This is a genomic window from Marinomonas sp. (genome assembly GCF_965225885.1).
Classification (GTDB): Bacteria; Pseudomonadota; Gammaproteobacteria; order Pseudomonadales; family Marinomonadaceae; genus Marinomonas.
On record NZ_OZ245329.1, the window covers coordinates 3,140,949 to 3,153,511 of the forward strand.

The following is a 12,563-nucleotide window of genomic DNA, read 5'->3' on the forward strand; positions in this document are numbered from 1 at the left end:
AAGGACAAGATCATGTCGTCTTTTGACCATAAAAAGTACACGCCATTCAAGCCAGTCGCTATTGCCAACCGTACGTGGCCTGACAAAGAAATCACTAAAGCCCCAATCTGGTCTAGTGTTGACCTGCGTGATGGCAACCAAGCTTTGGTTGAACCTATGACTGTGGAACAAAAGAAGCAATTTTTTGCCCTGTTAGTAGACGTTGGATTCAAAGAAATCGAAGTCGGCTTCCCTGCTGCTTCGCAATTAGATTTTGACTTCGTTCGTTGGTTGATCGAAGAAGATCAAGTGCCAGACGATGTATACATTCAAGTATTGACTCAAGCACGTCCAGAATTGATAGAGCGCACTTATGAATCACTAAAAGGTGCCAAAAAAGCCATCGTTCACGTTTACAACTCAACGTCTACAACACAACGTGAGCAAGTATTCCGTATGGACATGGAAGGCATCAAACAAATCGCGGTCAATGGCGCTAAATGCGTAAAAGAACACGCTGCGAAGCACCCAGAAACAGAGTGGGTATTCCAATACTCTCCAGAAAGCTTTACTGGCACAGAAATCGACTACGCCATTGAAGTTGTCGATGCTGTTACTGATGTTTGGCAACCGACCCCAGACAACAAAATTATTATCAACTTGCCTGCAACCGTCGAAGTGTCGACTCCTAACCGTTATGCAGACCAAATTGAATACTTCTGCCGCAATGTTAAGCAGCGCGACAGCATGATTGTAAGCTTACACACGCACAACGACCGTGGTTGTGGTGTAGCAGCAGCAGAATTAGGCGTTATGGCTGGCGCAGACCGTATCGAAGGCACATTGCTAGGCAACGGCGAGCGTACAGGCAACATGGACGTCGTCACTATGGCGATGAATATATACAGCCAAGGTATTGATCCAGAGTTGGCGTTGGGCGATATGGACCGCATCATAAGTGTGGTTCAAGCTTGCACCTTATTACAAGTTCACCCGCGTCACCCATACGCAGGCGAATTGGTGTTCACCGCCTTCTCTGGCTCTCATCAAGATGCCATTAAAAAATGCCTAGCTAACCAAACCGACGACAAACCTTGGGATGTGGCTTATTTGCCAATCGACCCTCGCGATGTAGGACGCAGCTATCAAGAAGTGATTCGTGTAAACAGCCAATCCGGTAAAGGCGGCGTCGCTTATACTCTTGAGCAAGAATACGGTTTGGCTTTGCCACGCTGGTTACAAGTAGAATTCAGCCCAATCGTTCAACAGTTTGCCGAAAAAGATGGCGGTGTTGTAGACGCTGAATCGATGAAAAACTTGTTCGAAAGCAGCTTCATGACAGGCACGACACCATACAAATTGGGCAAATACGACCTTGCAAAAGACGATGTTGATACCGTTCATGCCGAACTTATTAGCAACAACTCTGGAATCAAGATTAGCGGTGACGGCAATGGCGCGTTGTCTGCTTTTAGCGAAGCGTTAGGCAAACACTTCAATATGCGTGTCGATATCATCCAGTATCAAGAACACGCCTTGACAGTAGGCAGCGATTCACAAGCCATCGCCTATGTGCAAGCGAATATCGACGGTGATCGTTTCAATGGTGTCGCTATTGATAACGACATAGTGTCTGCATCAATCCAGGCTCTATTGGCAACAGTGAACCAAAAAATCACTGAAAACAAAAACTCTGCAGTTGCGTAATTAACAACCTGTAGCAAGCCAGTAAAAAACAAAAAAGCCGAAAATCGATGAGATTTTCGGCTTTTTAATTAGCCAACTACTGTTTCCCTCAAAATGAAAAATACAAAACTCATTTAAATCTAACACCAGCTCAAAAATATTGGTTTTATCACGCTTGTTTTTTACACCGAACTCGTTGTGCAATTTATTGTCTTAGTCTACAGCGATAAGGCATGACATAATTTATGCTAATAACGTCCATCATAGTGACAGGAGAACAAGTCTTATGAGTAAACCATATAACAAGCTGACACCTGTAGAAGCCAGTATAATCCTTGATAAAGGCACAGAACGCCCATTTACTGGCGAATACACCGATACAATGGAAGGTGGTCTTTATGTTTGTCGCCAATGCGAAGCGCCGCTTTACACTTCAGAACACAAATTCATCTCTCATTGCGGCTGGCCAAGCTTTGATGACGAAATCCCCAATGCCGTCAAGCGCGTACCAGATGCCGATGGCCGTCGTGTAGAAATAGTCTGCGCAAACTGCGAAGGCCATCTAGGCCATGTGTTTGAAGGGGAAAGACTGACTGAAAACAACATCCGCCACTGCGTTAACTCCATCTCAATGAAGTTCGTAAGCCAAGGCTGATTGATTTTTTAAAAGGGTTAACATGCAAATCGAAAGTATTGCCTGTTAACCCTTTTCTATTTTTATACCTTTTAAAACGTCACTTTAAGCAAATCTACAAACGCATCTTTGGCACGATGCCGTCCGACACTTTTATTCCAGACAAAATAGTTCTGAATGGAAGTTAACTGACTAAACGAGTAACCATGAACACCGCCAATATTTTTAAATTGCTCATAAACGCCCTTCGGCACAAGTGACACACCCGCGCCAGCACTGACACAACCAAGAATCGTTCCGTAACTCGCGATACTAACAATAGGAACAGACACATCGTGTTCACCCAGCCAATTCTGCAATGCCTTTCTATATGGACACCCTTCTGGCCACATAAAAACATCCTTCCCAATTAAATCCCTTGGATGCTTTATTTCTCCGTAGGTCGAGGAAGCAATCAAAACCAGATCTTCTTTATATACTTCAACACTATTCAATAACGGATGGTCACTTTGAACGGCGATAATTGCCCCATCAAGTTTATGGTTGATGACGTCATTGAGTAATTGCGTCCATGTTCCTGTACTAAATTGCATTTGCACGGCGGGATACAGTTGATGATATTTAGATAATAACTTAGGAAGCCGCCCCGTCGCCGATGACTCAATAGCGCCAATTTTCAACTCCCCCGATGGCAAAGCGTCCGGCTCAATGGCTCTTTTAGCCTCTTGGCATAAAGACAAAATTCTATTCGTATAGTCCAGAAAGACAACACCCGCAGGACTAATGATCAGCCCTCGGCCTTTTCTTATAAACAGCTTCTCACCAAGCTCCTCTTCTAAGAGCTTAATTCTGGTGGTCACGTTGGAAGGGACACAATGTAACTGCTCAGCCGCACGAGCAATACTGCCCATGTCAGCGACCATTTTAAACATTTTCAATTGAGAAAATTCCATCCATTACTCACTTTAAAAGAACAATAACATCAATATAAGTTACTTTTTTAAAGCTATCTACTGAATTAATGTCATTACCAACTCCTGCATAACAACCGAGAAAAGGTAAGCCATTGTCATATAGCAACCACCAAACACTAATCATTTTAGATAAAAATGTATGAGCACCGACATAATTGCCCTTGGTTTTTTCGCCTTTTGTGGCGGATTAATAGATTCAGCTGTCGGCGGTGGCGGACTCGTTCTACTTCCCGCACTTTTACACACACTACCCGAATTCAGCCTAGCCACAGTCTTTGGAACCAATAAAGTTGCCGTGTGGGCAGGCACCTTGTCTTCTATTTTCACTTACCTAAAGCGCATTAAAATCGTCTGGAAACTGATGATTCCAACCACAATATCTGCCTTTTCATTTGCCTTCCTTGGCGCCATGTCGGTCTCTTATATTCCAAAAGACGTAATGACCTATCTAGTCTTTTTTCTCTTAATAATCATGGCCATATACACTTTCACAAAAAAAAGCCTAGGACAAACCCACGCCAATATTCAATGCAGCAACAAAGAAATTTTAAGAGGTATTATATTCGGCGGATTAATTGGTTTTTACGATGGCGTATTTGGCCCAGGAAGTGGAAGCTTCTTGCTGTTTCTCTTTGTTAGAGGATTTGGATTCGATTTCCTCAACGCCTCAGCCTCCGCAAAACTAGTCAACATAGGCACATTCAGCGCAGCATTACTGTTTTTCATTCCCTCAGGTAACGTCTTATGGGAAATTGGCGGCATGGTCGCCGTCTGCAATATCGCAGGCGCCATTACAGGTTCATTCTTGGCTTTACGCTACGGAAGTGGCTTTATACGAATCTTCTTCTTAATCCTTCTCGTCTTTCTAATAGGAAGAATGGGATCGACTATATTTGGGCAGCTGTAATGCCACAAGCAATATCATTGATGAACCAGCGCCCTTAACTTGATCGTCCATTGACCTAAATTGTTGCCGCAGCACCACCGCGACCCAACCGCCGTCGCTAGTGCGCTGCAAACCCTCGTATGGCGTGCCTTCGCTCAGCGAAAACACAAAACCACCGAGCGACATCATCTAAAGCATGATTACTCTTTAGATAAAAATGGAAAGACAGAAACGAAAAAGCCCATCAGAAGGATGGGCTTGGGGTATTTGGTTTTTTGGGAATTAAGGGCTAATTTTCATCTGCAGCCCAAACTCCAAACTTAACGCCCAGCACAGTGGTGAGTTAAACTGGCGGTTTTTGTGCGGCCTTTTGCACAAAAAGTGACAATTTGACGAGTCCGTTGCTGCTGCTTGTTATGTGTGTTTTTAAAGGTTCTCATGACGCCATTTAACTATATCAACAAGGTCATTTAGCTTGTCTGCAATGAATTTCCGAAAATCGCCTAATGTAGATTCTGAAAGCTCACCATCGGCAGCAATTTCCACTACTTCAAAATTCGACTTAGAATCGAATGCATAGCAATACTCACCTTGATCTGTCGCAAAAATACACATGCCCATTAGATGGTTTCTTTCTTTTGGGAAGACCTCATTCCATTCAAGAGGTTGCTCTTCAATGTAGAAAGAACTGTCTAGCTCCCCATAGCCAAAAGCTCTTAGGAACTGCAGATAGCTTTCTAGAAAGTTTGCCTCCCTATACTTTTTCGGAAAGCTATTTACATCAACGGCATGACCAAATTCACCATCGTGATATTCGGACGATGTAATGAACTCAATCTGTTTCTTAAGGTCTTCGATATTCATGTCGAAATACTATCTAAGTTTCCTAAGCTATACGAACACATAACGCTCACATAAACCGCGCGAGCTTGCGAGAGTCGGGTGACTATAAGGAGCAAATTTAATGTGCTTGTTATACATTTTTGAATGAGACAATTGAAGCCTGTACTAGTAGTTTTTCGAGCCTCCCATCTTCTAAATATTTTTTCCAAGAGCCTGTTACCCACCTTTCGCTACGCACAATGAATGTAACTGCACATTGAATCTGCTCAAAGTTTGCATTGTCTAATTCTGCTATCACATCTGGAAGTTTATATTTCCTATAGTCAGAAAATATTAGACTTGATTCCCCCAGTGCTTTCATTAACTGATAAATAGAGTCAGGATAAAAGGGATGATGTTCTGTCCATTCAATTTTAGAAACTTCTGATTTCGCATTTTTATATAATTTTAATAATTCATCCATGCTTAAAACAGACTCCACTTTAGTATCAATAACAATTAAGGGTTATACGGCAGCGTAGCTGCGGCTATAACCCACTGTTGAACGGCTGCGTTGTCTATATAGGGGATTTGCTTTTTTCATGATGGGACATCCCTGTTAAATAACTCGCTTAATACCAACGTCTGTTTGGACTATGCCGCTTCAGATCGTCTTTGATCGCCGTTATATTGGTTCTTCATTTGCTCTTTTGTAGCGCGATTTGACCAAAGAGGCAAGCGATTCCCTCAGGCCTTATGACCTGATCTGTTTTTATACTCTGATCTCTCCGTGTGCTAACGCTAACTGCCATTGTCCCATGGCAGTATGATGCGAAGCCGCTCTGTCACTTTACTCCCAGAGACATCGCCAAGATATATCACAGCACGCCCGCCACAAGCAGGGCATGAGCAACTTGATTTAGCTGCCTTTTCACTGCCGTCCTTGGTTCGCGGTTCGTACATGTCTAACTGCTTATCTACCCGCCTCTTCACCTTGGCTCTTATTGCATTAGACAAATAGCCATAATGCCTGATTCTCATAAATCCTTTGGGTAATACATGGAGTAAGAAACGCCTTACCAGTTCTTGTGGCGTGAGTGTTAAAACCGACGGTTTATCAGAGCGATAGTCTCGATATTGAAGGCTGATTTTGTCGTTGTCCCACTCTTGGAAACGATTGTTAGATAAGGCAATACGGTGGCTATAGCGTGCTAAATACGTCACCAAGGTCGAGCGATATTCAAGCGCTGATTTGCAATAGACCACCCAAGGCTTTTGCATCAAAACATTCAGCAGCTGACTCACCTCCGTCTTGGATAACGCAGGCAATAACCCTTCGCTAAAAGCGGCTCTTAGTTGACTGACCATGGCACCTCTAAAACGATTTGATAACAGCTTTACTGGAAGAAAATAGTGTTTCCTCAGACTATGCCAGCCTTGATCTCTATACACGCCAGAAGGAACCAAGGCATGAAGGTGAACATGTCGCACCAATGTTTGGCCCCATGTATGCAAGACTGCTGTCATACCTGCCCGTCCTTTGTGTTTTCGTTGACTTAACTCATTCAGCGCTCGCCAGGCAGCATGAAACAAGGCGTCATAAATGACTCGATCGTGTTTGGCTATCCAAGCGTTTAGCTCATGAGGCAGCGTAAAAACCAAGTGAAAATATGGTACTGGCAAACATCGTTCTTCCTGTCTCAATAGCCATTGTTCGCTTGCCTTCTTTTGGCACTGGGGGCAATGCCTATCTCGACAACTATGATGCCAAAACCAATGGTGACCACAGCCATGACATTGATATTTACCTGTGCCCATGCGCTCGGTTCGACAGTCTTCTATATGATGTAGAACCTGCCATTGTCTCGCATTGGCCTGTATCTGTTGTTGCTCGTGACAATAATGAATCACGCTCGCTAGGCTTATCCCATTCATGACGGCCACCAGTCGGATGGCAATAGATCTTCACTCTCCCGTCTCTTTAAATCCATCATCGCGACCCATTGCAGATAACGAAACGTGGTTTGTATCTGCTTATGGCCTAATAAGGCTTGCAGCCGTGGTAACGGCATTCCAGCTAACAGTTGATGACAAGCAAACGCATGGCGCAGGCTATGAAAACGAATGCATTTTTGAATCCCTGCTCGTTTCGCGGCTTCTTTCGTTTCTAATCGAAGGTATTTACTATGCAGAGGGCGGTGCTTATCCAATCCATAAATCACCACATCGCAAGGTTCATATCGTTGCCAATAGGCACCTAACACTTGTTGTAAGCTTTGTGGAAACAGAACATAGCGATCTTGCTGCCCCTTACCTTGCCTTACTTTGATGCAGTGATGGGTAAGATCTAAATCATTGACTCGCAGCTCATTAACCTCACTGATTCTCATCCCTGTCGTATAAGCCAACACCATGGCGACATACACTTTTGGATGCTGACAGCATCTGATCATCGCTTGCACTTCATCTGGATAGAGCAAGTCTGGAATTTTCTGAGATTTATTAGGGTGAGGAAGTGATACCGATGGCATCATTTTGTTCGCGACTTTTCGGTATAGAAAGTTCAGAGCATGTAACGCTTGACGGCAACTTGACCAGCTCCATCCTCGTTCTCTAATTAGATACAACAAATATTGCTGGATATCGTTTTGATTGAGTTGATCTGGAGGTACTCGAAAATACCTCGCCACTTCCGTTAATTGATATAAATAAGCTCTTTGCGTAGACACAGAAAAACCTTCTAGGGTCATCCTGTCTATAACTTGCTGGCGTAATAGGGTCATAACTAATCCTCCATTGTTGATTGGAAGATTAAGTTTGGTTCTAAATGAGGGAATTGGGGAAACTGAGAAAAGACCCGCGAAGCGGCTTAGTTCAACAGTTTAATAATACGCATGCACGTTTAAGTTTCATTGATACTAAAAGACTTTCTCGTTTCCTACCAGTCCAAACAACAACTAAAGCCCACTTTCGCAGGCTTTAGTTGCTTGTCGCTTAGAAGTCGACAAAGTTGCGTTGGGCGAAGTCTTTGACGCGGGTGATGTTGTCGTTTACCCAGTCTGACTTACCTGAATTAGAAAGCTGAATTAAAAAGCCAGTTGTCCGATTTGCTGTTGCTTTTTTGCTAGGAAAGTACGGCCGGCTTGGATTAGGTCGATGAGTTCTTTTGATGGAACGACGACGGGGGGCATTTCCCATGTTACAAAACTAATGAAATCAACAACTCTGACACATTGAAATCCAGAAACGAAAAAGCCCATCGGAAGGATAGGCCTGAATTCGATATATGCTTATAAAAGGAGATTTTTCTATTAAATATTGCTAACCAGTATAGAAATATCGCCCTTCATTTAAAAACGATATAGCTATTATTTTGGATAAACTTTCTTAATAAACTGATTAGTCGCTGAAGAATAATGATTATTTTGATGTTTCAAAATACATTCATTCTCTAGCGATTCATTCTCATTTTCACAATCAGAAATCAATTTATCTTCATTGTATAAAAGATAATACGATTCCATATTATCAACGGCTCGCTCAGCATGACCATTACATATAGTAGCAAGGTCTTTGTCACTGTATTTTTGAATCATTTTTGGTGATTCACTACAAGCTACTTCAATTTCACCTTGATATACAGACATATCAACCTTTTGTTGCTTAGTCAGACTATGCCCTGCGCAACCAACTAAAAATGCGACACCAACAACTAAAGCAAAAGATCTAGCTATCCTTTTCATTTTCATTTCCTATTATTTAATAAAAAATCATTATATCAATTAAATAGAAGCCACAATATACTAACCTCGTATTTCATTAGGCTTTCTCCATTAAAATGTAAACAAAGTTGTGTTAGAGAAGTCTTTGACGCGGGTGATGTTGTCGTTTACCCAGTCTGATTACCTGAATTAAAGAGCTAGTTGGACGATTTTGTATAGTATATGACACGGCTTGGATTAGGTCGATGAGTTCTTTTGATGAAAAATGAGCAGAGCAACCACCAAAACCCTTGATTTGACTAGGTTTGAAAGGTAGCCACCCTGTTAAAATTTGTTTACTTATCCATTCTCTCTTTCAAGTTATTGATAATCGTTTTACTAATTAAATCTATTTCTTTTGGTTCATCTTCTTGATCCCATTCATACGCTAACCGCTGAGTAACTACGGCGAATTGAGTGAAATAGTCATATTTAGTCGTATAATTAGACACTCCGAATGATAATAATTCACTATCTCCAGAATACACTTTCACATTATGAGATACATAAGGCTGAATCAATGCTTTCCCGTTATGGGTATAATTTCGAGTGTAATCAAGTGTGATATAAAGCTCAGCGACATCTTCACGTGAAGATGCGGAGTAAATATTTTGTTCTTTTAGGTATTTAACAAAATCGTCTTCAAAGTTTTTTGCAAACTCTTCTTGAGACGCGAATGTCGTATCACCTGGAATTTCATTACCATTAAATGTCAGATTTACGGTCACTTCTTTCAGATGGAATGCTGAAATCTCAGCAGATGCAGGAATTTTTTTCATTTGACCTGCACATCCGGCAAGTAGAACAAAAAAACTTAAAAACAAAATTTTCAAATACATATGTCAATCCTTAATTTTAATATTGAAGGTCTAAAAAACTAGCTATTTATAGCTGTAAAAGCCTATTAAATCAATTAATTAAGACCTTAATTTTGAAATACACTACATTTTCTGACAGCAACCAATACACTATCGTATTTTTTAATAATTCATTTTTAATCAGAGTCAAATTAAGACCAAATATGCCCTTAACAACCCAGTACTTTATTTATACTTTTTTGAAATTTATATTTTTTCTACGTACTTACTGCTTATCCAAGCATTTAGTTTTTGATTGCTAAAATCATATGAAATAGGTGAAGGGCACACATCACTAATTTTTATTGCTTGATCAGGTATTTCTACATATAGCCACGTTCTTTCTTTATAATCATCGCCTTTGGACTCGCCTATTACTTTGACTACTTTCCCTTTAATTAATTGGGCTATTACATTTGTATTTTCAAAACAAGTAAAATCAGCACTGTGATAATCTAAGTCTGCTGAAAATCTAGCATTGTAATTCTCAGCATTGATTTTTACTTCATAGGGATCTTTAAATAGTTCACTTGGGGTTAAGGTTAAATATTTAACCTCATCACTGTAAGATTTATAATCATAAGAGACATAGTTATTTTCTATTATTACATTATCTTTGCTAAAGCTAAAAGATCGATATGAAGGAAAAGGACTTTCACCACAACAATGACGAGTTAAAGAGTTAACAATTAATTTCGAAGTTTCACCTTTTATTGAATCTGAATATTCAAATTCTATATACCCAAACTCATCTATTACTTTTTTATATAACCCATTGTCATTTAAATAAATTTTTAAACACATAGGTTCACCACATATATAGCTAAACAAATAATCTTCGTCATTATCATTGTCTAAATCCACTACCTTAATAGTCAGATCAGACAACCTATTACCATCTTCATTTATCGTTTTAATAACTTTTTCAATAGGATTCGTAATCACCTCTTGAGCAAAACAATAAGATATAAATACCCCTAAAACAATACTGACGACTGAATGTCTAATTTTCATAGTTTACCCTTTTTATGTTTAGTAATATCTTCTATCAAGTTAGTTGAGTTAAAAAGAAAGCAGCCTCCTTATTAGGGATACATTCTATTCAATTGATTACTCTTTTCTGAAATAGCATGTTTCTTGTCATTGTCCTAACACCCGCTTTTATATGAGATAATTAACCCAAATAAATTACATTAGATTAAGACCAGACTTACAGAAAGACCAAAAAATTAACCTTTTAAAAATCGAGCTCGCTCCCACCTCCACATAAACCAATCTATTTAAACTTATTTAATAAAAAATAAAAACACAACAACAGCTCAATCTGAGAACACTCCTTCGATAAATCGTCGTTTTTCTGTGTTCCCCATGATGAATTGGCTTAACTATAAAAAAACACTTTAATTTTCAATAGAATACACACCTCATATTTTCGATCTAGCATTTTTTAGCATTCGCAAAGAAATTCTCTCTGCTTTGTAGCATTTTGGTACAAAACGCCCTTCTGCAATGTAATGATTAATCACGTTAAAGGAATGGAAAAATCCAACACCTAGAAGACAATATGGAGCAATTACAGCAACTTCTTGCCAATCTAAAATACATTGCAGAAATACCAGAAGCCAATCTGGCACATTATTGCTGTGTGTTTATATGAACTTCAAGATGAATTAAAAGCCTTCTTAGACAAAAATGCAGTTAGCCACACTTAACAGCGTTTTTTCCTATTAAACGTAGAAAAAGCGATTTAAAAATTCGATAAAATTAATGTCTGACGATAATGGCAGACATTAATTGGGAGTCGAATAGATGATTTTTCTAATAACGGGTTAGCTATCATTCTACTGGTTGCTCTATGGGTAATATTCCATTCAGGAGTTCTACCAGCGTACAGCTAGAATCGGTAAACTAACTAAAGCCCACTTAGTGGGCTTTAGTTGCTTGTCACTTAGAAGTCTACAAAGCTGCGTTGGGCGAAATTTTTGACGCGGGTGATGTTGTCGTTTACCAGTCTGACTTACCTGAATTAGAGAGTTGAATTAGAAAGTTGAATTAAAAAACTAGCTGGGCGATTTGGATTTGTTTATTTTTTTAGGAAAAGTGCGGACGGCTTGGATTAGGTCGATGAGTTCTTTTGATGGAACGACGACGGGGTCGCTTTGTATCTGCATGGATTTAACAATGTTGTTGAGCAGTTGCTTTCCTTGGAGGGAATAGCTGTCTTTTTCCGCTAGTGCAAGGTTGTCTGTGGTTGTTTTTGCTCATGGAGCTTTTTGAGGTCAGATGAAAGCTAGGTGCTATTTTTCATCTACTCCAAATTCACGTGATTTCATTGTTTTTATTAGATATTTCACCATTTTCAATATTTATGAAAAATATATCATTGTTGAAGTCCGTTACTTTTATATAGTCACCTTTCACTTCAAAGGCTTCAGTAAAAACATCAGGCCCAGACGTGCTCCATATTTCCTTACCATGTTCGCTAAAGCAACTAACATTAAGCTCGCCCCATGTTATTAAGTACGATTTTTCTTGTATCCAATAAACACCAAAGCAAATTGCAAAATCAACTTTTTTACACCACTTAAGCTCAAGCGACGGAAGAGTTAAAGAGAATACGGCATCTCCCGCCGCAACGTACAAAGTATCACTAGTATGTGCCACAGAATCTTTGTTTATACCTGTAGCACCTCCGACTCCTAATATAATGGCCGATGAATGCTGAGAGTCGATATCACCAACTGTTATCCCATGGGCTGAAATATGCTGATACTTTTCACTACGGCAATACTCATTATTATAAGAGCGTGCGTTATCTGTGGAATTACGAGTATAAGTAGGTTCATCCCTTACTGATATTTCGTAATTTTGAAATACTACTTTCATACATTCCTTACACGTAACAGTTTAATAGTGCGCATGCACGTACCCTCTTCTCTTTATTAGAAAAGGCAGTGCACTCAT

The 12,563-nt window shown here is 40.0% G+C and carries 13 protein-coding genes; 3 read left to right on the forward strand and 10 right to left on the reverse strand.

Features of this window, described 5'->3' with window-relative positions:
• The first annotated feature begins 12 nt into the window (after positions 1-12).
• Positions 13-1,686: a 2-isopropylmalate synthase gene (leuA, locus tag ACO05V_RS14945; RefSeq protein WP_421853079.1), complete on the forward strand. Its 1,674-nt coding sequence runs from the start codon at positions 13-15 to the stop codon at positions 1,684-1,686.
• Positions 1,687-1,951: 265 nt separating this feature from the next.
• On the forward strand, positions 1,952-2,320 hold the full coding sequence (locus ACO05V_RS14950) for a methionine-R-sulfoxide reductase (RefSeq protein ID WP_421853082.1): 369 nt from the start codon (positions 1,952-1,954) through the stop codon (positions 2,318-2,320).
• Between the two features lie 71 nt (positions 2,321-2,391).
• Here ACO05V_RS14950 and ACO05V_RS14955 read toward each other — a convergent pair whose 3' ends face one another.
• On the reverse strand, positions 2,392-3,231 hold the full coding sequence (locus ACO05V_RS14955) for a LysR substrate-binding domain-containing protein (RefSeq protein ID WP_421856981.1): 840 nt from the start codon (positions 3,229-3,231) through the stop codon (positions 2,392-2,394).
• A 181-nt stretch (positions 3,232-3,412) separates the two neighbouring features.
• Here ACO05V_RS14955 and ACO05V_RS14960 point away from each other — a divergent pair, with 181 nt between their 5' ends.
• Positions 3,413-4,180, forward strand: coding sequence for a sulfite exporter TauE/SafE family protein (locus ACO05V_RS14960; protein WP_421853084.1), 768 nt, complete (start codon positions 3,413-3,415; stop codon positions 4,178-4,180).
• Between the two features lie 405 nt (positions 4,181-4,585).
• Here ACO05V_RS14960 and ACO05V_RS14965 read toward each other — a convergent pair whose 3' ends face one another.
• The 9 genes from ACO05V_RS14965 to ACO05V_RS15005 form a co-directional block, all read right to left on the reverse strand.
• Positions 4,586-5,023, reverse strand: a complete 438-nt coding sequence (locus ACO05V_RS14965; RefSeq protein WP_421853087.1) for a hypothetical protein — start codon at positions 5,021-5,023, stop codon at positions 4,586-4,588.
• Positions 5,024-5,132: 109 nt separating this feature from the next.
• Complete coding sequence (locus tag ACO05V_RS14970; protein ID WP_421853090.1) at positions 5,133-5,465, reverse strand: DUF6508 domain-containing protein; 333 nt, start codon at positions 5,463-5,465, stop codon at positions 5,133-5,135.
• Between the two features lie 317 nt (positions 5,466-5,782).
• Positions 5,783-6,916 (reverse strand): IS91 family transposase, encoded by a 1,134-nt coding sequence (locus tag ACO05V_RS14975; RefSeq protein ID WP_421853093.1) that lies wholly within the window; start codon positions 6,914-6,916, stop codon positions 5,783-5,785.
• Positions 6,913-7,764: a tyrosine-type recombinase/integrase gene (locus tag ACO05V_RS14980; protein ID WP_421853096.1), complete on the reverse strand. Its 852-nt coding sequence runs from the start codon at positions 7,762-7,764 to the stop codon at positions 6,913-6,915. Before ACO05V_RS14980 ends, ACO05V_RS14975 begins: the two co-directional genes overlap by 4 nt.
• 211 nt (positions 7,765-7,975) lie before the next feature.
• Positions 7,976-8,179 carry a hypothetical protein gene (locus tag ACO05V_RS14985; RefSeq protein WP_421853099.1) on the reverse strand — a complete coding sequence of 68 codons (204 nt, stop codon included), beginning with the start codon at positions 8,177-8,179 and terminating at the stop codon, positions 7,976-7,978.
• 170 nt (positions 8,180-8,349) lie between these two features.
• Positions 8,350-8,724, reverse strand: coding sequence for a hypothetical protein (locus ACO05V_RS14990; protein WP_421853102.1), 375 nt, complete (start codon positions 8,722-8,724; stop codon positions 8,350-8,352).
• A gap of 314 nt (positions 8,725-9,038) precedes the next feature.
• The gene (locus ACO05V_RS14995) at positions 9,039-9,581 is read right to left on the reverse strand and encodes a hypothetical protein (RefSeq protein WP_421853104.1); all 543 of its coding nucleotides are present in this window, start codon (positions 9,579-9,581) and stop codon (positions 9,039-9,041) included.
• A 225-nt stretch (positions 9,582-9,806) separates the two neighbouring features.
• Entirely contained in the window at positions 9,807-10,613 is an 807-nt protein-coding gene (locus ACO05V_RS15000) for a hypothetical protein (RefSeq protein ID WP_421853107.1), read from the reverse strand.
• Positions 10,614-11,918: 1,305 nt separating this feature from the next.
• Entirely contained in the window at positions 11,919-12,485 is a 567-nt protein-coding gene (locus tag ACO05V_RS15005; RefSeq protein ID WP_421853111.1) for a hypothetical protein, read from the reverse strand.
• Between the last annotated feature and the right edge of the window lie 78 nt (positions 12,486-12,563).